22 protein-coding genes and 1 pseudogene are annotated in these 22,081 nt (G+C 68.6%); 5 read left to right on the forward strand and 18 right to left on the reverse strand.

Features of this window, described 5'->3' with window-relative positions:
* Positions 1 to 29 precede the first annotated feature (29 nt).
* Positions 30 to 723 (reverse strand): annotated as a pseudogene (locus tag MCHLDSM_RS10800) (class I SAM-dependent methyltransferase).
* 37 nt (positions 724 to 760) lie between these two features.
* Here MCHLDSM_RS10800 and MCHLDSM_RS10805 point away from each other — a divergent pair.
* The gene (locus tag MCHLDSM_RS10805; RefSeq protein WP_082168814.1) at positions 761 to 1,186 is read left to right on the forward strand and encodes a MarR family winged helix-turn-helix transcriptional regulator; all 426 of its coding nucleotides are present in this window, start codon (positions 761 to 763) and stop codon (positions 1,184 to 1,186) included.
* 21 nt (positions 1,187 to 1,207) lie between these two features.
* On the opposite strand, the gene galE is transcribed toward MCHLDSM_RS10805, so the two are convergent.
* From galE to rpsB, 11 genes are all read right to left on the reverse strand, one after another.
* Complete coding sequence (gene galE, locus MCHLDSM_RS10810) at positions 1,208 to 2,185, reverse strand: UDP-glucose 4-epimerase GalE (RefSeq protein WP_048470043.1); 978 nt, start codon at positions 2,183 to 2,185, stop codon at positions 1,208 to 1,210.
* Positions 2,186 to 2,200: 15 nt separating this feature from the next.
* On the reverse strand, positions 2,201 to 2,881 hold the full coding sequence (locus tag MCHLDSM_RS10815; RefSeq protein WP_048470044.1) for a DNA-binding response regulator: 681 nt from the start codon (positions 2,879 to 2,881) through the stop codon (positions 2,201 to 2,203).
* A gap of 308 nt (positions 2,882 to 3,189) precedes the next feature.
* Positions 3,190 to 5,199, reverse strand: coding sequence for a primary-amine oxidase (locus MCHLDSM_RS10820; RefSeq protein ID WP_109788781.1), 2,010 nt, complete (start codon positions 5,197 to 5,199; stop codon positions 3,190 to 3,192).
* Between the two features lie 2 nt (positions 5,200 to 5,201).
* Positions 5,202 to 6,719, reverse strand: a complete 1,518-nt coding sequence (locus MCHLDSM_RS10825) for an APC family permease (RefSeq protein WP_048470046.1) — start codon at positions 6,717 to 6,719, stop codon at positions 5,202 to 5,204.
* A gap of 22 nt (positions 6,720 to 6,741) precedes the next feature.
* Positions 6,742 to 7,425 (reverse strand): ABC transporter ATP-binding protein, encoded by a 684-nt coding sequence (locus MCHLDSM_RS10830; RefSeq protein ID WP_048470047.1) that lies wholly within the window; start codon positions 7,423 to 7,425, stop codon positions 6,742 to 6,744.
* Position 7,426: 1 nt separating this feature from the next.
* Positions 7,427 to 7,993, reverse strand: a complete 567-nt coding sequence (locus MCHLDSM_RS10835; RefSeq protein ID WP_048470048.1) for an FtsX-like permease family protein — start codon at positions 7,991 to 7,993, stop codon at positions 7,427 to 7,429.
* Positions 7,990 to 9,165, reverse strand: coding sequence for an ABC transporter permease (locus MCHLDSM_RS10840; protein ID WP_048470286.1), 1,176 nt, complete (start codon positions 9,163 to 9,165; stop codon positions 7,990 to 7,992). Before MCHLDSM_RS10840 ends, MCHLDSM_RS10835 begins: the two co-directional genes overlap by 4 nt.
* 119 nt (positions 9,166 to 9,284) lie before the next feature.
* Positions 9,285 to 10,691 (reverse strand): amidase, encoded by a 1,407-nt coding sequence (locus MCHLDSM_RS10845; RefSeq protein ID WP_048470049.1) that lies wholly within the window; start codon positions 10,689 to 10,691, stop codon positions 9,285 to 9,287.
* A gap of 51 nt (positions 10,692 to 10,742) precedes the next feature.
* Complete coding sequence (locus MCHLDSM_RS10850) at positions 10,743 to 12,170, reverse strand: sugar transferase (RefSeq protein WP_234713946.1); 1,428 nt, start codon at positions 12,168 to 12,170, stop codon at positions 10,743 to 10,745.
* 405 nt (positions 12,171 to 12,575) lie between these two features.
* Positions 12,576 to 13,391: a translation elongation factor Ts gene (gene tsf / locus MCHLDSM_RS10855; protein ID WP_048470050.1), complete on the reverse strand. Its 816-nt coding sequence runs from the start codon at positions 13,389 to 13,391 to the stop codon at positions 12,576 to 12,578.
* Positions 13,392 to 13,400: 9 nt separating this feature from the next.
* Positions 13,401 to 14,258: a 30S ribosomal protein S2 gene (gene rpsB / locus MCHLDSM_RS10860; RefSeq protein ID WP_043407647.1), complete on the reverse strand. Its 858-nt coding sequence runs from the start codon at positions 14,256 to 14,258 to the stop codon at positions 13,401 to 13,403.
* 279 nt (positions 14,259 to 14,537) lie between these two features.
* Between rpsB and MCHLDSM_RS10865 the strand changes: the two genes are divergently transcribed.
* Positions 14,538 to 15,029, forward strand: coding sequence for a M23 family metallopeptidase (locus tag MCHLDSM_RS10865; protein ID WP_048470051.1), 492 nt, complete (start codon positions 14,538 to 14,540; stop codon positions 15,027 to 15,029).
* 68 nt (positions 15,030 to 15,097) lie between these two features.
* Here MCHLDSM_RS10865 and MCHLDSM_RS10870 read toward each other — a convergent pair whose 3' ends face one another.
* A complete protein-coding gene (locus tag MCHLDSM_RS10870) occupies positions 15,098 to 15,328 on the reverse strand; it encodes a tautomerase family protein (protein WP_048470288.1) in 231 nt (76 codons plus the stop codon).
* A gap of 14 nt (positions 15,329 to 15,342) precedes the next feature.
* Entirely contained in the window at positions 15,343 to 15,945 is a 603-nt protein-coding gene (locus MCHLDSM_RS10875) for a carboxymuconolactone decarboxylase family protein (protein WP_048470289.1), read from the reverse strand.
* A 39-nt stretch (positions 15,946 to 15,984) separates the two neighbouring features.
* Here MCHLDSM_RS10875 and MCHLDSM_RS10880 point away from each other — a divergent pair, with 39 nt between their 5' ends.
* Complete coding sequence (locus tag MCHLDSM_RS10880) at positions 15,985 to 16,317, forward strand: winged helix-turn-helix transcriptional regulator (protein ID WP_048470052.1); 333 nt, start codon at positions 15,985 to 15,987, stop codon at positions 16,315 to 16,317.
* A 54-nt stretch (positions 16,318 to 16,371) separates the two neighbouring features.
* Here MCHLDSM_RS10880 and MCHLDSM_RS10885 read toward each other — a convergent pair whose 3' ends face one another.
* Genes MCHLDSM_RS10885 through MCHLDSM_RS10895 form a run of 3 tightly spaced genes read right to left on the reverse strand, consistent with a single transcriptional unit; the run spans position 16,372 to position 19,328 of the window.
* Positions 16,372 to 17,274, reverse strand: a complete 903-nt coding sequence (locus MCHLDSM_RS10885) for a tyrosine recombinase XerC (RefSeq protein ID WP_048470053.1) — start codon at positions 17,272 to 17,274, stop codon at positions 16,372 to 16,374.
* A 32-nt stretch (positions 17,275 to 17,306) separates the two neighbouring features.
* Positions 17,307 to 18,467: a lactate 2-monooxygenase gene (locus tag MCHLDSM_RS10890; RefSeq protein WP_048416263.1), complete on the reverse strand. Its 1,161-nt coding sequence runs from the start codon at positions 18,465 to 18,467 to the stop codon at positions 17,307 to 17,309.
* An 18-nt stretch (positions 18,468 to 18,485) separates the two neighbouring features.
* Positions 18,486 to 19,328: a siderophore-interacting protein gene (locus MCHLDSM_RS10895; RefSeq protein WP_048470054.1), complete on the reverse strand. Its 843-nt coding sequence runs from the start codon at positions 19,326 to 19,328 to the stop codon at positions 18,486 to 18,488.
* 137 nt (positions 19,329 to 19,465) lie between these two features.
* On the opposite strand from MCHLDSM_RS10895, the gene MCHLDSM_RS10900 reads away from it, so the two are divergent.
* Positions 19,466 to 20,095, forward strand: a complete 630-nt coding sequence (locus MCHLDSM_RS10900) for a TetR/AcrR family transcriptional regulator (protein WP_048470055.1) — start codon at positions 19,466 to 19,468, stop codon at positions 20,093 to 20,095.
* Entirely contained in the window at positions 20,092 to 20,748 is a 657-nt protein-coding gene (locus MCHLDSM_RS10905) for an enoyl-CoA hydratase/isomerase family protein (RefSeq protein WP_048470056.1), read from the forward strand. Before MCHLDSM_RS10900 ends, MCHLDSM_RS10905 begins: the two co-directional genes overlap by 4 nt.
* On the opposite strand, the gene MCHLDSM_RS10910 is transcribed toward MCHLDSM_RS10905, so the two are convergent.
* Entirely contained in the window at positions 20,735 to 21,070 is a 336-nt protein-coding gene (locus tag MCHLDSM_RS10910) for an MGMT family protein (protein ID WP_048470057.1), read from the reverse strand. The two genes, MCHLDSM_RS10905 and MCHLDSM_RS10910, sit on opposite strands and share 14 nt — an antisense overlap.
* Positions 21,071 to 22,081: the final 1,011 nt, after the last annotated feature.

The raw sequence follows: 22,081 nt of genomic DNA on the forward strand, positions 1-22,081 counted from the left end.
CGCGAAACCACGTTTGGGGTCGGCGCGCGTCACTCCCGGTGCGCGCTCAGCAGCCAGGCGGCTATCGATTTGCGACCCGTGTCCTCGTCGCGGATGTCGGCGCCGGCGAACGCCTCGAAGTGCTCCGCGAAGCTCGGCGGCACGTTGGCATGGATGCGTGCGGGCCGGATCTCGTCGACGGTCCAGTGCCGGGCGACGACGTCGCGGAGCTCGTCGGCGGTGACGGCGTTGACTGACCGGTCCGTCCGCGGGCATCGCGGTGCGGTCGAAGACCAGTACGTAGTAGGACGCGCCGGGCGCCGCCGCGCGGACGATCGAGCGCTGGTAGCCCTCGCGCAGTTCCACCGGCATGGAGTGGAACAGCGTGGAATCGACGATCGTGCCGAAGCGGCCGTCGTAGCCGGTGAACGAACTGATGTCGGCGACGTCGAACGACGCGGTGGCCAGGCCGCGGCGGGCCGCCTCCTCGCGAGCGAGCGCGATGGCCGTCGGCGACTGGTCGAGACCCACCGTGGTGAAGCCGCGTTCGGCGAGGTACATCGAGGTCGCGGCCTCGCCGCAGCCGGCGTCGAGCACATCGCCGTGGAACGCGCCCGCGTCGATCAGCGCACGGATCTCGGGCTGGGGTTCGTCGATGCTCCACGGTGGGCGACTGCCCGCCCCCATCTCCTGCGCCTCGCCGCGGTACGCGGCATCGAACATCTCACCGGTCGGATCCGTCATACACACCTTGGTATCAACTAGATTGATATGCGTCAAGATGCTTGACATGAGTGACCGCGACGACGCGCCGCTGGGCTACCTGCTGCACCGGCTGTCCTCGGCTCTGCGCGCCGACGTGACCACCGCGGTGCTCGAGCCGCTCGATCTGACCTTCCCCCAGTACATCTGCCTGCGTCTGCTGTCACGCCGGCCGGGCCAGTCCAACGCCGAGCTGGCCCGCGACGTGATGGTGTCACCGCAGGCGATGAACATCGTGGTGCGCGGCCTGCAGGAACGTGGCCTGGTGTCCCGGCCGGCGACCGTCCCGTCGGGCCGGTCCCTACCGGCCGAACTGACCCGCGAGGGCCGGGCCCTGCTCGCCAGCACCAACGACGGGATCCGCGCCGCCGAACAGCGGGTGCTCGGCGACCTCTCCGACACCGATCAGCGCGAGCTGCGCCGCATCCTGTCCGAGCTCGGCTGAACTCCGCGAAGAAGCTGCCCGTCACCGGGCAACGGGGATCTCGCTCCTGCTCGACCAGGACTGCCACGCACTGCCGACGATGTCATCGAGGTCGTGCCGGGATTGCCAACCCAATCCGGCCCGGATCTTCGCGGCGTCCGCCACCACCGCCGGGGAATCGCCGGCCCGAGGCGGCCGCACATCCCAGTCGAAATCCCGTCCGGTGATGCGCCGTGCGGTGTGCATCACCTCCAGCACGCTCGTCCCCGACCCGGTGCCGATGTTGTAGATCGCCGATGGAGCACCGGAACTCATCCCCCGAACCGCCGCGGCGTGCGCGTCGGCGACGTCGGCGACGTGGATGTAGTCACGGATGCACGTGCCGTCGCGGGTCGGATACTCATCGCCGAAGATCTGCGGCGGGACGCCGGAACAGATCGCCCGGAACACCCTCGGGATCAGATTGTTCTCTCCCCGGTCGGCCAGAGCGGGGTCGGCGGCGCCCGCCACGTTGAAGTACCGCAGTGCGACCCAGTCGAGCGCGGTCGCGGCGGCCACATCCCGGATCATCTGCTCGCACATCAGCTTGGTCCAGCCGTACGGCGATGCCGGCGCCGTGACCGCCTGCTCGTCCACCAGGTCACCCGTCGGCGCCCCGTAGACGGCCGCACTGGACGAGAACAGGATCTTGCCGACGCCCGCCTGCGCCATCGCGGACAGCACGCTGTGCATACCGATGACGTTCTCCCGGTAGTACATCAGCGGTTCGGCGACGGATTGCTCGACGGCCTTCTTCGCCGCGACGTGAACGACGAGTTCGCACCCGTGCGCGCGCAGGTTCTCGGCCACCCGCTCGGTGTCGAGCACCGAACAGACGAACAACGGGGTGTCATCGGTCAACCGGTCCGGTGTCCCCGTCGACAGGTCGTCGATCACTGCCACGTCATGCCCGTCGCGCCGCAACGCCAGCACCACGTGCGCCCCGATGTACCCGGCGCCTCCCGTCACCACGATCCTCATCGGGCCCCCTCCCGGTTACAGGTCGCCGACCCTCAGCAGGCCGTCCTGGAGCGCGCGGGCGATCAGGGCGGCCTTTGTCGGCGCCGCCCTCCCCACCGACGCGTACTTGGCGCGCACTCGCTGCAGGTGCGTCCGCACCGTCGATGGCTCGATGCGCAGCGCTTCGGCGACGCCCTCGATGCTGCCGTTCCGGAACCAGGCGACGAGGACCTCACGCTCGCGGTGACTCAGTCCCGGCCGGCCCAGCCGCTTGTGGTTGAGCAACGCCCGACCCATCCGCGGCGCGACATAGGGAAGTTGTCGATGCGCGGAGTTGAGCGCCTCGATCAGGTACTGACAGGCCTCGGACTTGATCACGTAACTGGCCGCCCCGAGGTCGAGGCTCGTGAGGATGACTTCGTCGTTGGCCAACTCGGTGTACACCACGACCCGATGACCGCTGCCGGTGATCTTGGCCAGCGACTCGAAGTCCGGCCCTTGCCGGTCGACGTCCACGTCGAACAACACGACGTCGACGGTGCCCGCGCGCTCCGGGTGGGCGGCGAAGAACTGGTCGGGACTGCCGTAGCACTCGCCGATCCGTATTCGGTTTCCCGACTTGGCCACAAGAGGCTTGACGCCGGCGTGGGCGATGACGTTCGAGTCGATGACGGCGACCGATATCGCGGTCCGACGAGTGTCTGTTGCGTACACCATTTTCATTCCCCCTCGAGCGGTGCCAGGATTCCCTCACCTAAGTTCGCCATCAATATCAATGGCAAACTTTTCATCGTTCTGGGCGGTTCGGCGAGCGGATTGCTCCCATGGTGGCACCTCACAGTTCCAGCAGCACAAGAAACAGGCTTTTTGGCTGCTGACGCCTACTCTCCCTATGTGGGACCAGGAAAGTCAAGAGTCTTTTCTCGCCGCGAAAACGCGCAGTGACACGTGTATTTAGCAATGCAAATACATGTCGCTGAAACTGTGAGTCGGGTGAACGGTCAGCCCGGTGGCGCCAGAAGTTCTCAGGACTCCTTCGCGCGTTCCGCGACCGGCAGCCCGGCATGGTTCGCATGGCAGGCCTTCGGCGGTGACGGCGGAAGGTCCAGCGCCGGGTTGCCGTCGAAGAAGCCGATCGGTTTGAGGTGGAAGCCGGTGTAGGCGCACGGCATCACCGGCCAGTCCTCCGGACGCACGACATGGTGTGCCCCCAGCGTGTACCAGAGCACGACGTCGGTGTCCTCCAGCGGGGCGTCGTCGGCGACGAACTCCGGCAGACCCTGCATGTCGGCCGACTGGTACATGTAGTCGCCGGCGGCGAACATCTCCTTCGGGTCGTACCGGGTCACCCACAGGTTGTGCTGCACGAACCGGGCGCGGTCGTAGATGTGGGAACCCTCCTGCACCATCACCGGCACGATGTCCTTGGGCACCAGCTTGTAGGCCACCGGGCTACCCAGTTCGTTCACCTTCGACGGGTTCGTCACCTTCCAGTACCGGCCGGTCGACCAGTTCCAGTCCCGCGCCCCTTCGGCTTCGGACCCCACCAGCGTGTCCTGCACGATCCACGCGTTGCGGTGCGGGTTGAGCGCCGGATCCGGTTCGGGAATCGAATCCACCTCGTACACGCTGTTGTTCGGCCCGTCGACGCTCATGTCGAGCCGGAAGTTGAAGAAGTGCTGATGGTTCGGGCCGTAGATGCCCGGCGCCACCAACTTGCCCCAGCGTGGCGACTCCCCGTCGAGAACCGCCCCGGTCGTCAACACCCCCGACAGCTTCACCTCCACCTCGATCGAGGCGTCGTTGTAGAAGTACCAGAAGAAGCCGTACTCGTAGTTGCCGACGGTGCAGATCATCGAGATGACCAGCCGGCGCGATCGCCGGACCTCCACTTCCTCGGTGCGGAAGTCGGTGTGCTTCCAGGAGATCCCGTAGTCCTCCTCGTGCATGCAGATCGCGTTCGGGATGGTCACCGCGTTGCCACTGGAGTCGTTCACCGTGCCGTCGAAGTAGTGAATCTCGCCCAGACAGTCACATCCCAGGGTCAGCGGGTTGGCCGAGAAGCCCATGCCCACCTCACCCATGTCGAAGACGTTCTTGTTCCAGTGCGTGGGCGACGTGTCGCCGTAGGGCACCACCATCTCCGACAGCGAGCCCCGGTACAGGATCGGACGGGTCTGCCCGCGGTCGGTGTAGGTCACCTCGTGCACCGTGACACCTTCGCGCGGATTGAACCCGATGCGCAGGGACCACTTCTGCCACGTCACGTTCCATCCGTCGACGGTGAAGCTGGGCCCGTCGGGCTGGGTGATCTCGATCGGCTTGACGTCGGGACGGAACTCGGTGAACGCCGGCCGGTTGTTCGGGTCGAACATGAACTCCTCGGAGTAGTTGCCCGCGGTCGGCGGCAGCGGCACCACGCCGTGGTCCTCGACGTCGATCACCACCATGGCGTCGAGGTCGAAGGTGACGATCAGGCCTTCGACGGGACGGGCGTACCCGTGCTCCGACGGTGCCGCCCGCATGAACGTCAGCGGCCGGCAGATCAGCGGCGAGTTGTCGTAGTGGTCCTGACCGCCGTAGTAGCCGGCCGGCCACGGGTCGATCATCGCCAGGCTGAAATCGGTGACGCCCCGTCTGCGCATCGCCTCCTGCCACCGCGGATCCTCCCGGACCTTCTCCTCCACCCCCGTCATGTGCTCGACGAGGTAGGAGGGGAAGCGGCCGGGAATGGGCGTCCACGACTCGATCACGCGCGCCCCGAGGTCCACGACGGCCTCGTAGATCATCTTGGCCGCGGCGTCGTACATCGTCGCGAAAGCACACCGCGCAACATCCGCCCCGACGAACGTGAGCGACGCCGTCTTCGCCGGCTCGGCCAGATAGATCATCACGAACTTCATAGTGGGGGTGGCGAATTCGCTCGCCATGATCACGGCCGCGGCGGCTTCGATCTCGGCCCCGGTGAGCGGGTCGAGGGGGTACTGGCCGGACATGCCGGCCGCTTCCGCACCGGGTGTGCGGGTGTCCTCCATCGTCACTTGTCGGTTCCCTCTGCTTCCTTGTCGCTGCCGGTGAGATCGAAGACGGCCAGGTGGGCCAGCGCGTCTTCCTGGGAGACCTTGTGCGCCGAGCGGCGCCCGAAGATGTAGACGGTCAGGCCGAGCGCGAACATGCCGAGGCTGATGCCGCCGACCCACGTCATCCACGTCGCGGTGGGCACGTCGATCCACGGCGTGACGAACGAGTAGTACACGCCGCCGATGGTGCCGACAGTGCCGACGGCAACGGTGATCCACACGCCGGTCATCCCGCCCGGGATGCGCCAGAACTGTTCGTCGGCGTAGCGGTCGGCGTACTTGCGGCGGGCGATGATCACCGGGAACAGGAAGAAGAACCCGGACAGCAGCCACACCGTCGACAGCCCGCCCTGCAGGTAGATCGTGACGTTGGCCATGCTGCTCTGCGAGTAGAGCCCGACCAGGATCAGCGACGAGATGACGCCCTGGATCAGGATGGCGGTCACCGGGTTGCGGGTGCGCGGGTTCAGATGGGTGAACAGGCGCGGCAGGTGCCGCTCGAGACCCGAGACGAAGATGAGTCGGGAGTAGGCCACCTGATAGGTCATCAACGCGACGATGATGATGAACGCCAGCACGATGGCGCACACCTCCATCAAGCCGGGGAAGCCCGCGACGTCGAGCATGCCGATGACACCGGTGACGGGGTCGATCTGGTCGGTGGGCAGCGCCATCATGGTGCCGAGGGTGGTCAGCAGGTAGATGGCGACGAGCGCGGCCGACCCCCACAGGATCATCTTCGGACCGCTCTTGCGCACCGAGAGGAACTCCGCGCCCATGTTGTAGGGCGTCTCGACGCCGAGCAGGTACAGCAGCACGGTGCCGTAGAGGAAGCCGGCGACGGCGAAGTTGGGGATGGTGGCCTCGGCCCAGCTGAACGGGGTCGCCGACCCGTTCTTGACCGCGAACAGCAGGCCGGAGATGAAGATCGTCAGCGTCAGCAGCCCGTACACGACGAAGACGATGTTCATGATGCGTTGGCTCGCAGCCAGTTTCGCCAACGCGAGACCGATCACCGTCCACAGGATCACCAGCTGCAGGATGATGCTCGTGGTCAGGCCGAGCTCGGCGTGGAAGGCCAGCAACAGGAACTGCAGCACCACCGCGGGCGAGGACGCGGCGTTGAGGATCACCGGCACCCAGGACAGGTAGCCGCCGATGAAGCCCCACGTCTCCCCCATCGTGCGGGTCGCCCAGATGTACACCCCGCCCTGCCCCGGCCACAGATTGCCGAGCTCGACGACGGCCATGCCGGCGGGGATCAGGAACGTGAGGATGCCGAGCACCCACATGGGGATCGCCGTCCAGCCACCGGCCGCCATCACCGACGAACCGGTGACCCAGCAGATGATGAAGACGTATGCCGCGGTCAGACCGAAGGTGGTCATCACCTTGGGCAGGATCTGCTCGGGGACCAGCTCGGTGGTCATGAGCGTGTCGCGACCGGCAGGCGGCGCGGGCTCTGTCTGTGTCATGCCTTCTCCCACATCTGTTGTGTCAGTTGACGATCTGTCCGTCTTTCATCCGGACGACACGGCTCGCTTCGTCGGCCACCGTGGGGTCGTGGGTGCTGGCGACCACGGTGACGCCCATGGTCGAGCACAGATCACGCAACATCCGCACCACCGTCTCCCCCGTGCGGTGATCCAGATTGGCCGTCGGTTCGTCGGCCAGTACCAGCGTCGGGTTGCTGATCAGCGACCGCGCGATCGCGGTGCGCTGCTGCTCGCCGCCCGACATCTTGGTGGGTTGGTGATCGATGCGGTGGCCGAGGCCGACCAGTTCGAGGAGCTCGATGGCCCGCCGGCGCAGCGCGGCACGGTCGTAGGGCTCGAACATCAGTGGGAGCTCGACGTTCTCGACGGCCGACAGGAACGGGATCAGGTTGTAGCTCTGGAAGATGAAGCCCACGGTGTCGTGCCGCAGCGCCGCGAACTGGCTCTCGGTCAGCGCGGCGGTGTCCTTGCCGGCGACCCGGACGGTGCCCTTGGTCGGCCGGTCCAGCCCACCGATGATGTTGAGCAGGGTGGACTTGCCGCTGCCGCTGGGCCCCATCAGGCACACGAATTCGCCGGGCATCACCGTCAATTCGGCGGCCATCAACGCCTTGACCACCTCGTCGCCGAGCTTGTGCAGCTTCCACACGTCCGAGATCTCGATCACGGGGGCGGGTGCGGTCATGTCAGCTTCCTTCGGTCAGCGATCGGATGGGCGGACGGGAGGCGGCCTTCCAGGTGGGCACGACGCTGGTGGCCAGCGCGGCCACGATGCTGACCGCGACGGCCACCCCGGCCCCGACCGCCAGCCCCACCGTCGACACCCCGGTGCCGACGACTCCGGCCGCGGCGAGCACGACACCGGTCAGCACGGCGAGCAGGGCCCCGATCAGAGCTCCTGCCAGTGCGGCGATCACGGGTTCGACGAGCAGCGCGGCGACGACGGGCGCGCGAGGGATGCCGTTGGCGCCCAGCACCCCCAACTCGCGGGTGCGGTGCGCCACGGTCCGGGTGGTCGCCACCGCCACCTCGGCGACGCCGACCAGGAGCACGGTCACCGCGATCAACACCACCGCGCGACTGATCTCGTCGGCGTGGCCCAATGCGGCCGACTGGGTGCGGATTCCGTCGGACATGCCGAACACCAGCACGACGAGATACGCACCCGTGGCGGTGGTGACGGCCGGCAGCACCATCTCGCTGATCCGCCGCCGCGCCGCCAGCCAGCCGTAGGACAGGCCGTTGCCGATCATCGCGCACCCAGCAGAGCGACGGGCCGCTGCTGCAGCAACCGGTGCACCGGCACCAGAGCGCCGACGATCGCCATCGCGGGCAGGAACATCGCGGTCATCGCGACACCCTGCAGCCACGCCGTCGGGGTCGCGATCCCCGGAATCACCAGGGCCACAGCGATTCCGGCGGCAGCGATGCCGACGACGTAGGCGGCCAGGAACACGATCGCCGATTCGACCAGGAAGAAGTACAGGACCTCGTCGGCCAGTCCGATGCTCGACATGATGCCGAATTCGCGCCGCCGCTCGGTGACCGCCGCGAGGAAGGACGACACCGCGATCACGAAGCCGAGGGCGAGTCCGATGGTGGAGATCAGACCGAGTGTCGATCCCGTCACCTTGCCCGAGAAGAGCGCCGAGAACTTCTGCTCGAAGGTCAGCGGGCCGGATCCTCCGACGGTGTCGTAGATGAGCCCGGCGCCGGCAGGGTCGGGTCGTTGAGCCGGATCCGGGGTGGACGGCAGGCTGACCGCGGCTGAGAAGATCTGCGCGAGATCGCGGCGCTGCGCCGACCCGGCGGGCGCCGATACGATCCACCAACCATTCTGCCCCACAACGCTTTCGGCCACTCCCGTCGGTACGGTCAGGGATTCGCCGGTGCCGTCGATCGTGACCTGCAGGCTCTGTCCGCCGACGGTGACGCGGTCACCGGCACCGAGACCGAGCCGCTCGCCCAGTCCCGAGCCCACCGACGCCTCGCCCGCGGCGACAGCGTCGCTGCCGCGCAGCGACACCGACTGGCCGTTCACCTGCGTCACCCCGGACAGGACGCGGCTGGCCCCCCAGCCCGGCGGGGCGGAGATGTCGGGTGCGGGGCCGTCGGCGACCAGCGCCTCGACGTCCGGGTCGTAGTGCACCCCGGCGGCGGGCACCACCCACAGCGCCCCGCCTGCGAGCACGTCGGTGACCGAATTCTCGCCGGTGATCGCGAAACTCGCCGATACGGTGCGCACCACGGTGACGCAGGCGATCGCCAGCGCGATGCCCAGCACCGACAGCACGAACCGTTCGGGCCGCCGCCTGATGTTGGCCAGGGCGAACCGGACGAGGCACAGAACCGTGTTCTGCGACCCGACGGGGATCTGCGGTGATCGGACCACCGTGGGCGCGTCGCCGACCTGACTGGTCTCCACGAGAAGCGATGCTGCGAGCACAACGTAACGGCCGCAGCCACCGGCAATGTCGGCGGTGTTAACTCACCGCGGGTCCCGTTACGTCACGGTGTCGGGCGCACAACGGATTTCGTCGGCGGTCAGTCCGAGATCGTGCGCCAGGGTCGCGCCTGCTCGAGCTCGTAGGCCAGCGCGAGGAGCCGGGCGTCGTGGCCGAGCGGCGCCGAGAACATCATGCCGACCGGCAGCCCCGACGCAGAATGGGCCAGCGGCAACGAGATCGCCGGTTCTCCCGTCACGTTCTGCAGCGGCGTGAACGCCACCCATTCGATGAGCCGGTCGATCACCTGCTGGTAGTCGGCCGTCGGATCGAGGTGCCCGATGCGCGGTGTGACGTCGGCGAGCGTCGGAGTGAGCAGGACGTCGTAGGTCCCGTGCAGCCGGGAGGTGATCCGGCGGGTGCGCGCCAACCGGGCGAGCGCTGTCGGCAGGCGGACCAGGTTGCGGGCGGCGTGCCGCTCGAGGCCAAGCGTGAGGTTGTCCAGCCTGCTGCGGTCGAACGTCTCCCCGAACATGCGCTGCCCGCCGCGGACCAACGCAAAGGCCAGAAACGACCAGTAGAGCAGGAAGTCGTCGATGAATCGCGCAGGGATCGGGTTGTCGATCACGCTCACCCGGTGCCCGAGTTCCTCGAGCAGCGTGGCGGTCTTGAGGGTCAGTTCGACGATCTCCGGCGCCGAGTCCCGCGCGATCGACCGGGTGCACACCGCGACGTGCAGGCGTTCGGCGCCAGGACCGGTGACGTCGCCCACCGGCGGCAGCTTCGGGCCCGCGACGATGCGTTCCATCTCCCGGTAGAACGCCGCGGTGTCGCGGACCGAGCGCGTGAGGACGCCGTTGTGCACGATGCGCAGCGGCATCTGGCGCACGTTCTTGTCCAGGGGCAGGCGTCCGCGCGAGGGTTTGAGGCCGACCAGGCCGTTGCACGCCGCGGGGATCCGGATCGAGCCACCGCCGTCGTTGGCGTGGGCGATCGGCACGACGCCGGCGGCGACGAACGCGCCCGAACCGGAAGACGACGCACCGGCCGTGTGCTCGACGTTCCACGGGTTGCGCACCGGGCCCAGCCGGGGATGTTCGGCCGAGGCGCTGAAGCCGAACTCGGAGAGTTGCGTCTTGCCCAACGGCACCAGTCCGGTGGCCAGGTAGGCGCGGGCGAAGTCGCCGTCAGCGGGGGCGGGTCGCGCCTCCCAGGCGTCGGCGCCCTCCCGGGTCGGCATCCCGGCCACCGCGACGTTGTCTTTGATGAACGACGGCACCCCGTCGAAGTAGCCGCCGTAGGGCGTTGCCTGCCGGGCCCGGGCCCGCGCGCGCTCGAACGCCTCGTAGGCCAGGCCGTTCAGTGCCGGGTTCACCGCCTCGGCGCGGGCGATGGCGGCGTCGACGAGTTCGGTGGCCGACACCGACCCGCCCCGCAGCGCCTCCACGGCACCCACCGCGTCCAGGTCGCCGAGGGCGTCGTCGCCGAAAGCATCAACACGGTCCATGGCCGCGACGGTACCAAAGCGTACCGGGGTGGAGGCGCGGGCCGGGGCTCCTCACTCAGCGCGGCGCAGCACCGCACCCACGGTCATGGCCAGGATCTTCCAGTCGAGCCACAGCGACCAGTTCTCGATGTAGAAGTTGTCCCATTCCGCGCGGTCGGCGATCGACGTCTGGCCACGCAGGCCGTGCACCTGGGCCCAGCCCGTGATCCCCGCTTTCACGCGGTGCCGGTCGCCGTAGCGGGCGATCTGGACGTTGAACAGGTCGACGTACTCCGGGCGCTCCGGCCGCGGACCCACCAGGCTCATCTCACCGCGGATCACGTTGATCAGCTGGGGCAGTTCATCCAGAGACGTGGCCCGCAGGATCTTGCCGATCCGGGTCCGGCGGTCCTCCCCCTCGACGCCGCCGGGCGCGCGGTCGGCACTGCGCTGGAACGCGGCGTCAGCCTCGCTCGGCGGGCGCATCGAGCGGAACTTCAGGCACTGGAAGACGCGGCCGTCGCGGCCGATCCGCGGTTGACCGAAGAAGATCGGCCCCGGAGAGCTCAGCCGGACCAGCAGCATCAGCGTGAGGAACAGCGGCGAGATCAGCAGCAGGCCCAGCGCCGCGAACATCCGGTCGGAGACGTGCTTGACCGCGAACTGCCAGCCGCGCGGATCGGTGCTCGGGACCGCGATCAGCGGCAGGCCGCCGATGTGGTCGATGTGGGCGTGCACGCCGATCGTGTCGAAGATCCGCGGCACGATCCACACCGCCATCCCGCGCTTGTGCGCGACCTTCACCGCGGCGGTCATGGCGTCGTCGCGGGTCCGGGAGAACGCGACGATGAGACACTGCGCGCCGGTCTGGGTGATGACGTCCTCGAGGCCGTCGAGCTTGCCCAGATACGGGATGCTCGACGGCTTGTCGCGGTCCAGGCCCATCGAGGGCACGTCGTCGTCGATCAGCCCGACCGGCCGCAACCCGTACTGCGGGGTGACCTCGAGCCGCTCCACGACCTGCGCCGCGATCCTACCGTTGCCGACGATGAGGGTCGGCGAGATCAGCCGGTCGCGGCGGAACTGGTGGTTGCGGATCAGGAACCACACCAGGCGGCCGAGCGGGATCAGAACCGCCGCAACCATCCATACCTTGGCGACGGCCGGGCCCCGGTTTGAGCCGTCCACGTCAGGGTTCAGCACCAGGCCGCTGAGCAGCAGCATGGCCGCGACCGAGGTCAGGGCCTCGATCTTGGGCAGCTCGTCGAGGAAAGACCGGTTCAGCGAGCGCTTGTAGAGACCACGGATCGCGAACAACGCGACCACCGTCGGCGCGAAGAAGCACATCATCCAGCTCGGCGGGAGACGGTCGGCGCTGTGGTTGGCCCACGTCATGCCGATCGCGACCGCCAGCGACGCCGTCGACAGGTCGATCGCTGCGAGGACAAGCGATCCGCGACCTTTGCGGCGCGACGGGTGCACCAGCTCGAGAGGCGGCATCGGATCGCGTCCGACCGGACGCAGAGGTGCCTTTGCCGGACGCGGAGAGTCGACGATGCCGGTCATTGTTGACCAGTCGCTATCTCGGCTGCCTCCACGACAGAAGGTTAACTCCGCGCCGCGGCATCTGTCGGCATTTGACGCTGTGACGTCGTAACGGAACGATGTGGGCGACCGGTCAAGAGTTTGCTAGTCGCACCCGGTCGGAGATCCGGCAAAAGCGTCGGTCCGTTGTAGCGCCCTGTCGCGCAAACCTCGGAACACGGAATTATTGTCGCGATCGACGATTGTCGATCCCGGGCGCGCGGATCTGGCAAAAACATCCGACGCGCCCCGCGATTGTCCATCTGCTACGCAGACGGCCCCCGGAACCGAGGTTCCGGGGGCCGCGTTGCGGAGCTGGGGTCAGGCCTGACCGACCTCGAACCGGACGAACCGGGTCACGGTCACGCCGGCCTCGTCGAGCAGCGCCTTGACGGTCTTCTTGTTGTCGGACACCGACGGCTGGTCGAGCAGCACGACGTCCTTGTAGAAACCGGTGACGCGACCCTCGACGATCTTGGGCAGCGCCTGCTCGGGCTTGTTCTCGTTGCGGGCCGTCTCCTCGGCGATGCGACGCTCGTTGGCGACGATGTCCTCGGGCACGTCCTCACGGGTGAGGTACTTGGCCTTCAGCGCGGCGATCTGCAGCGCGACCGCGTGCGCGGCCGACTTGTCGTCACCGGTGTACTCGACCAGCACACCGACGGCCGGCGGGAGGTCCGCGGCACGCTTGTGCAGGTAGGTCTCGACCGTGCCGTCGAAGTAGGCGACGCGGCGCAGCTCGAGCTTCTCGCCGATCTTGGCCGACAGGTCGGCGATGACCTGCTCGACCGTGGTGTCACCGGCCTTGGCGGCCTTGAGGGCGTCGACGTCGGTCGCCTTGGCCGCGGCCGCGGCGGCCACGATCTGGTCGGCGGCGGCCTGGAACTCGGCGTTCTTGGCGACGAAGTCGGTCTCGGAGTTGAGCTCGATCAGCGCGCCGTCCTTGGCGGCCACCAGGCCCTCGGCGGTGGCGCGCTCGGCGCGCTTGCCGACGTCCTTGGCACCCTTGATGCGCAGGAGTTCGACGGCCTTGTCGAAGTCGCCGTCGGCGTCGACGAGCGCGTTCTTGCTGTCCATCATTCCGGCGCCGGTCAGCTCCCGCAGGCGCTTGACGTCGGCAGCGGTGTAGTTAGCCATTGATGTGTCCTAGGGATTCGGGGCGGGGGTGGGTTCGGTCTGGATGTCGGCCTCGGGCGTTCCCGGCGCGGCACCTGCCGCGGTCGGCGACGCCGTGGCACCGGCCAGCAGCTCCTGCTCCCACTCGGCCAGCGGCTCCGCGGCCTCGGCATCGGACTTGTCGCCACCGGAACCGGCGCCGGCGCGGGCCTGCAGGCCCTCGGCGACCGCGGAGGCCACCACCTTGGTCAGCAGGGCGGCCGAGCGGATCGCGTCGTCGTTGCCCGGGATCGGGTAGTCGACGAGGTCCGGGTCGCAGTTGGTGTCGAGGATCGCGATGATCGGGATGTTCAGCTTGCGGGCCTCGGCGACCGCGAGGTGCTCTTTGTTGGTGTCGACCACCCAGATCGCCGACGGGATCTTCTGCATGTCGCGGATACCGCCGAGCGATCGCTCGAGCTTGTTCTTCTCGCGGGTCAGCATCAGGATTTCCTTCTTGGTGCGACCCTCGAACCCGCCGGTCTGCTCCATCGCCTCGAGCTCCTTGAGGCGCTGCAGCCGCTTGTGCACGGTGGAGAAGTTGGTGAGCATGCCGCCGAGCCAGCGCTGGTTCACGTACGGCATGCCGACGCGGGTCGCCTCCTCGGCGATGGATTCCTGCGCCTGCTTCTTGGTGCCGACGAACATGATGGAGCCGCCGTGCGCGACGGTCTCCTTGACGAACTCGTACGCCTTGTCGATGTAGGTCAGCGTCTGCTGCAGATCGATGATGTAGATGCCATTGCGGTCGGTGAAGATGAACCGCTTCATCTTGGGATTCCAGCGCCGGGTCTGATGCCCGAAGTGGGTGCCGCTGTCGAGCAGCTGCTTCATGGTCACAACAGCCATGGTTGTCAGATACCTTCAGTTGTCGGTTGTCGTCCGGCATCGGGTGAGCCGGACCCTGGCGACTGCTTCGATGCCGGACCCGATCACTAGAACGGGACCGCCGGCATACAGGTGACGAACCCGGGGGGCTCGTGCAGACGCGCGAAGTCAGCCCGCGCAAGCGAGCTGCGCTAGGAAGTTTACACGCTGCCCAGGGGTGGTTTGACCACCGCGACCAGCCATCCCCAGCCGTCGGAATCGGGGCTGGCCGACGCGGCGGCCGCGCGGTGCACTGGCGGGATGCGTGTGCTGGCGGTTCTCCTGGTCCTCGCGGTGACGTGGGCGGCGCCGGTGGGGGCCGACGGCGCCCGGCTGGAGTGGCCGCTGCGGCCGCGACCGGCGGTGGTGCGGGCCTTCGACGCGCCGTCGCCGAACTGGCAGCGCGGGCATCGCGGGGTCGACCTCGCCGGTGCCGCCGGCCAGCCCGTGCTCGCCGCGGCCGCGGGCACCGTGGTCTTCGCCGGTGAGCTCGCGGGCCGGCCGCTGGTCTCGGTGGCCCATCCGGGCGGCCTGCGCACCAGCTACGAGCCGGTGCGCGCGTCGGTGCGTCCCGGCCAGCTCGTCGGCGCGGGCACGGTGATCGGGGCGCTGCAGCCAGGGCATCCGGGCTGCACCGCGCCGGCCTGCCTGCACTGGGGTGCGATGTGGGGTGCGGCGGCCCGCGCCGATTACGTCGACCCGCTGGCTCTGGTGGTGACGACGCCGATCCGGCTCAAGCCGCTGGCGGGGTGAGGGATGCGAAATCGCCCACGGTCGCCTCCCGGCGAACGGTCCGATGGCCGTCCGCCGGGAGGTGATGGTCACGATGCGACGGGTTGAGCCGCGGCGATCGCCTTGACGTCGGCCGTGTGCAGCGGGGTGCCACCGACGCCCCAGTCGCCACTGGCGACCTCCTCCACCACGACCCAGGTAACGGGCCGCATGTTCTCGCCCTCGATCTCGACCATGGCATCGGTGACTTTCCGGACGATGTCCTGCTTCTGGGCCGCCGAGAACACTCCCTCGATGATCTTCACGTTGATGAACGGCATCATTTTCTCCTTCTCTACTCTGCTGTTGGCCGACGGAATTGCCGGCCAAGATCGTGGACGTCAGGGAAGCGTGGGGTACCGGGTTCGAGCGGTAGCCGAAGCCCATTGACGAGGTAGCTGATCATGCGGTAATAGCCTGCGAGCATGAGCAATTCGATGATGGTCTCTTCTGAGAAGTGCTCGGCGAGGCTCTTCCAGAGGTCATCGTCGACCGTGCAGGAGCGCTGCAAGCTGTCGCAGAGTCGGATGAGGACACGTTCCTCATCGAGCCAGTGATCATCGCTCGCTCCGTTTCCGGTCAGCGATGCGATGTGCCGTGCTCCCAGGCCCGCCGCGGTGGCATACGCCGCGAGGTGCACGCCCCACTCGTACTCGGCGCCGCACTGGGCGGTCACGCGCTGGATCACGATCTCGCGCTGCCGGAGGGTGAGATGACCCCGATCGAGAAGCCCAGAGTTGAACAGCTTGAAAAACAATCGACGATCGCGAGCCACTGTCGTGAAGAGAGCCAGCGGGTCGTTGCCGCGCATCACGGCATCGATGGAGTCCTGGATGTCCGCCGCCAGCGGAGCGGGCGCCGGACTGATCCGAGCGCTATGATTTTTGTAGCGTGACATGGTTGCGACCATACCCACGCCTGCTACAAAATGTAAAGCATGAATGTCCCCAAAAAGGGTCGACCCGTTCGTGGCTCGTCGACCGGGCGGCCGATCATGGTCGTCCTGGACGTCCTGGGTCGCCGTGGCGCGCTCCGTGTGCTGTGGGAATTGCGTAACGGCGCGTTGACTTTTCGCGCCCTCCAAGAGGCATGTGAAACCAATCCCGGCTCACTGAACGCGCGACTGAAAGATCTGCGCGAGCTCGGAACCGTCCATCACGAGGACGGCGGTTATCGCCTCAGCGACAGTGGCCGCAGCCTGATGAAAACCCTCAACAGCCTCCAGGCATGGTCGGAGCAATGGGCGTCGGGCGGTAGCTCGGAGGTCTGAAGGCCGGTGGTGCCGTCCGTCCGCGCGATCCGGCGGGCACAACGCCCCCGCGGTTCAGGCCCGCGGGTGGGCCTGGTCGTGCACCGCGCGCAGCCGGGCGACCGTGACGTGGGTGTAGAGCTGCGTGGTGGCCAGCGTGGAGTGGCCCAGCAGTTCCTGCACGACGCGCAGGTCGGCGCCGCCCTCGAGGAGATGGGTGGCCGCGCTGTGGCGCAGCCCGTGCGGGCCGATGTCGGGCGCGCCGGTGACGGCGGCCATGGTCTGGTGCACGACGGTGCGCGCCTGCCGCGCGTCGAGCCGCCCGCCCCGCGCGCCGAGCAGCAGCGCCGCGCCCGACGCCGCGGTGGCCAGCTTGGGACGGCCCTCGGTCAGCCATGACGTCAGGGCACCGTGGGCAGGCAGGCCGAAGGGCACCGTGCGCTGCCGGTTGCCCTTGCCGAGCACCCGCAGCACCCGCCGGGAGGTGTCGACGTCGTCGACGTCGAGGCCGCACAACTCGCTGACGCGGATCCCCGTCGCGTAGAGCATCTCGACGATCAGCCGGTCCCGGATGGCCAGCGGGTCGCCCTGGGCGGCCCCGGAGGCCGCGGCGTCCATCGCGTCGATCGCCTGGTCCTGGCGCAGCACCGATGGCAGGGTGCGGCGCGCCTTGGGCGCCTGCAGCCGGACCGACGGGTCCTCGGCGATCAGTCCGCGGCGCAGCGCCCAGGCGGTGAACGTCTTGACCGCCGAGGCGCGTCGGGCCAGCGTCGTGCGCGCCGCACCGGCCGAGGCCTGCGCGGCCAGCCACGATCGCAGCACCGGCAGGGTCAGGGCGCGCAGTCCCGCGTCGGGGTGGCGCTGGGCCAGGAACTCGAACAGCGAGCGCAGGTCGCCCAGGTAGGCGCGGCGGGTGTGCGCGGAGCGGCCACGCTCCAGCGCGAGGTACTGGTCGAACTCCTCGAGGATCGCCTCCACGCCGGTACCGTCGCATCGGCGGCGGCGCGGCTCTACAGGACGCGCCGCAGCGTGTCCGGAGTGAGATCTGCCAGCGTGGGATAGCCGTCGACGGCCATGGTCAAGTCCGTCTCGGCCAACAGCGACCGCAGCACGTGCACCAGGCCGTCCTCGCCGCCGATGGCCAGCCCGTAGGCGTACGGCCGGCCGACGCCGACGGCGGTGGCGCCCAGGGCGAGCGCCTTGACGATGTCGGTGCCGCTGCGGATCCCCGAGTCGAACAGAACGGGCAATCCGTCGGCCGCCGCGACGACGTCGGGCAGGCAGTCGATGGCGGGCAGCCCGCCGTTGGCCTGCCGGCCACCGTGGGTCGAGCAGTAGATGCCGTCTACCCCGCCGTCTTTGGCCCGGCGTACGTCGTCGGGGTGGCAGATCCCCTTGAGCACCAACGGAAGATCGGTCAGCGAGCGCAGCCACGGCAGGTCGTCCCAGGTGAGCGGGTTGCCGAACAGCTGCACCCACTTGAGCACCGCGCCCTGCATGTTCTCTTCGGGCGGCTGGGCCAGGCCGGCGCGGAACACCGGGTCGCTGGTGTAGTTGGCCAGACAGCGGCCGCGCAGCTGGGGGAAGTTCGACGTCGACAGATCGCGGGGACGCCAGCCGGGGATCCAGGTGTCCAGCGTGACGATGATGGCCTTGTAGCCGGCCTTCTCGGCGCGATGGACCAGGCTGGCGGCGAGATCCCGGTCGGTCGGGGTGTAGAGCTGGAAGAAGCCCGGCGTCTCGCCGAACTCGGCGGCGACGTCCTCGAGCGGATCCTCGGTCAGCGTCGACACCGCCATCGGCACCCCGGTCCGCGCCGCCGCCCTCGCGGCGGCCAGATCGCCGTGGCCGTCCTGGGCGCAGATCCCGATCACGCCGACGGGCGCCATGAACAGCGGGGAGGCCAACTTCAGGCCGAACAACTCGACGGACAGATCGCGCTCGCTGGCACCGACCAGCATCCGCGGCATCAGTCCCCAGCGGTCGAACGCGGTGCGGTTGGCCCGCTGCGTGCGTTCGTCACCGGCGCCGCCGGCGACGTAGGACCAGATCCCCGGTGGCATCGCGACCTCGGCCTTGGCCTCCCAGCCGGCGTAATCCATGGGCAGCGTCGGCATCACGCCGGACAGGCCCTGCAGGTAGATCTCGAGCTGGTAGTTACCGAAGGTCATGCCGCAAGCCTGCCAGGGTCAGGATTCGGCGGCGGCCAGTTCGCGCTTCCACTCGCGGAACGTCTCCTCGGTGCGGCCGCGCCGCCAGTACCCGGAGACCGACGACGCCCACCGGGCGTCGACGCCGCGTTCCTTGCGGACGTAGGGGCGCAGGTTGTGCATCACGGCCTGGGCTTCGCCGTGGATGAACACCTGCACCTGCCCGGGCAGCCACAGCGCTTCCTTGACTGCGCCGATCAGCGGCGCGTGGTCCCCGGCGGTGTCCTCGGGCACCAGGTCGGCGCGCCCGCCGCGGTAGATCCACCGAAGCTGGACACCGGGCGGGACGGTGAGCTCGATCTCGTCCTCGGGCCCGGCCACCTCGATGAAGGCGTAGCCGATCGCGTTGGCGGGCAACGCTTCCAGCGCCGCACCGATGGCGGGCAGCGCCGCCTCGTCACCGGCGAACAGGTACCAGTCGGCCGCCGGATCGGGCGCGTAGGCACCGCTGGGCCCCATCAGGAAGAGCCGCTGTCCGGGTTGTGCGCTCGCGGCCCAGGGGCCGGCCACGCCATGTTCGCCGTGCACGACGAAGTCGATGGCGATCTCGCGCCGCGCGAGGTCGACGCGGCGCACCGTGTAGGTCCTTACGGTTGGCCGCTGCTGGGGCGGCAGCGCGGTGAAGCTGTCCAGCGTCAGGGGTTGCTCGAGCGTGCTGACGTCCAGGTCGTCGGCGACGAACACCAGCTTGACGTACGCGTCGGTGTAGTCGTTCGGCGTGAACGTGTCGAAACCGTTGCCGCCGAGGATGACCCGTACGACGTGGGGGGTGAGTTGCTCGGTCCGCACGACCTCGAAGGTGTGCACCGGACGTCCTGCCACGTGGCCGCCTTTCGCTTCGCGCGCCGCGGCGCGCCTGTGTCCCGGACCGACTATACGAGCGCGGCGGCCGACGCAGGGTCGCCCGTGGTGGGGCACCGGAGTCGAGTAACAGAGCATGTGCTCTGTTACGGTGAGGCATGCCCCGGCCCCGTGTACACGACCCGGACGCGGTGCTCGACGCGGTCGAAGCACTCGTCGCCCGGGCCGGACCGCAGGCGGTGTCGATCCGCGCGATCAGCGCTGCGGTCGGTGTCTCGAACGGGGCGCTGTACCACACCTTCACGTCCAGGGGCGGCCTGATGGGACAGGCCTGGCTGCGGGCCGGTCGGCGATTCCTGGCGGTGCAAACCGCGCTCGTCGACAGGGCGCTCGCGGGTGCCGGCGCGGCCGAGGCCGTCGCGGCCGCCGCCGACGCGCCGGTGGCGTTCGCCGAGCAGAGCCCGGAGGCCGCCGCCCTGCTGTGGAGCGTGCGCCGCGACGACGTGTTGGCCGACGCTCCTCCCGACGACATCGCCGCCGAACTGCGCGACCTCGATCGGCTGCTCATCGCGCTGATGGTGCGACTGGCCGTCGCGATGTGGGACCGCAAGGATGCCGCAGCCGTCGATGTGATCACCGCGTGCATCGTCGATCTGCCGACGGCGCTGGTGCTGCAGCGCGGTCGACTCCGCAACCCGACCGCGCGCGAGCATCTGCACGCCGCCGTAAGGGCCGTACTGGACGTGGGACCACCACCTGAACACCGACGACAAGGACGACGCCCGTGACCGTATCCATCCACTTCGACGACAAGATCGCGATCCTGCGCCTCGGCGAGGACGAGAACCGCTTCTCCCCAACATTTCTGGACGACATCGACGCCGCCATCGATCAGTGCCTCGCCGACGGCGCGGCGGGCCTGGTGACCACCGCGGGCACGAAGTTCTACTCGAACGGGCTGGACCTGGACTGGTTGGGCGCGCACAGCGATCAGGGCTCCTGGTACATCGGCCGGGTCCACCGCCTGCTGGCGCGCGTGCTGACGCTGCCGGTGCCGACCGCCGCTGCGGTCGTCGGGCACGCGTTCGGTGCGGGGGCCATGCTGGCGCTGGCCCACGACTTCCGGGTGATGCGGTCCGACCGCGGGTTCTTCTGCCTGCCGGAGGTCGACATCCGGATCCCGTTCCACCCCGGCATGGCGGCGCTGATCCAGGCCAAGCTGACCCCGCAGGCCGCGGTCGCGTCGATGACGACCGGCCGCCGCTTCGGCGGCGCCGACGCCCACAGCTACGGCGTCGTCGACGCCACCGCAAACGAGGCCGAAGTCGCCAGCGCCGCAATCGAAACGCTGCGCCCACTGCAGGGTAAGGATCCCGGGACGCTCGGCGCCATCAAGGCGACGATGTTCCGATCGGTGGTGGATGCCCTCAACCAGGTGTGACCGTCGAGGAGCCGCGCCGGCAGGCATCCGGCCACCAGCGCGCCGCGGCGACATCGACGATCCCACGCCGCAACGGTGTGCCCTCGTGGTGCCACTGCGTCTGCGCCTCGACCATCAGGTGTGCCGGCAGCGTCCCGTTCACGCGGACCACGCGCCACCAGGTCACCGCCGCGCCATCGAGTGCCATGACACCTCCCACGCCGCGCGGCCCGCCCCGCTCCAGGTACTCGGCGATATCGCCATAGGTCATCACGCGTCCCGGCGGAATACGGTCGACGACCGCAAGCACCTCTGCAGCGAACCGCTCGTGAGCGTCGTTCACCGGACTAACTCTTGCCGGTCAGGGGTGCGTCACAATCCCGGCAAGCAGTTGACCAGCGGAATGCACGGAGGCGGCGGAGGCGGCGGCGGCCCCGGAGGGTTACCCGAGATCATGACGGGCTTGGTCGCCGGTGAGTTGGGGTCGAAGTAGAACGTGTGGCACCGGGACAGATCCCAGCCCGCCACCGGGGTCATCCCGGACGCCGGGCACCATATCTGACCGCACTGACCGAAGGCGTTACAGGCCGGCATACCCTCTGGCGGTGCGCACTCAGGAGTCGTCGCCTCCCCTGGTGAGCAGGTCGGGCCGGCCTGGGCGACAGAGGCGAGCGGGCCCATCGTCACCACGCCGAACCCTGCGAGGGTGAACCCGCCGGACAACACCGCGGCTGAAGCGACCGCCGTGATTCTTGTTCGTCCCACTGGTACTTCCTTTCGACGCACGCCACCCTGTGGCGTTGATGGCGTCGAGTCTTGGTTCGGCACACTGCTACCGATCCCAAATTCGTGACCGGCTCCAAAACGCGCCGCGCACCAACGAAATGATCTCGAAGAACCGCGGAACTGTCAGGGCAATCGCGAACAGGGCTCTCGGAGAATCGTTTTCTGGCAAAGGCGCCGCTCATCCGATTCAGATCGCCGGTGAGTTCGGCGTGGACTCTGCAGGGCACGCACCGTGGCACAGCGACGCCATGAAGCAGACCATGTCCCCACCTGGTGTCCACGCCTATCGAGGAACCGAGGCTCTGCGCCGCAGCACTTCTCGCCGCCTGACGCACCGCACGTTGCGTACTGCGACGAGCTTCGAATGCGGGCGGCTCATCCGCCGCCGCAGCCTCCGCCGCCGCAGCCTCCGCCGCCGCAGCCCGCTCCGCCGCAGCTTCCCCCACCACCGAGGTCTGCACCTCCGTCGCCGTATCCGCCGATGCCCCAGAGGCCCACAGAGCCCGCTGCTCCCGACGCCCCGTACCTTCGGCCTCTGGCCTTCTTCGACTTCTGCAACGCTTTCAAG

This window comes from Mycolicibacterium chlorophenolicum (assembly GCF_001044235.1).
Classification (GTDB): domain Bacteria; phylum Actinomycetota; class Actinomycetes; order Mycobacteriales; family Mycobacteriaceae; genus Mycobacterium; species Mycobacterium chlorophenolicum.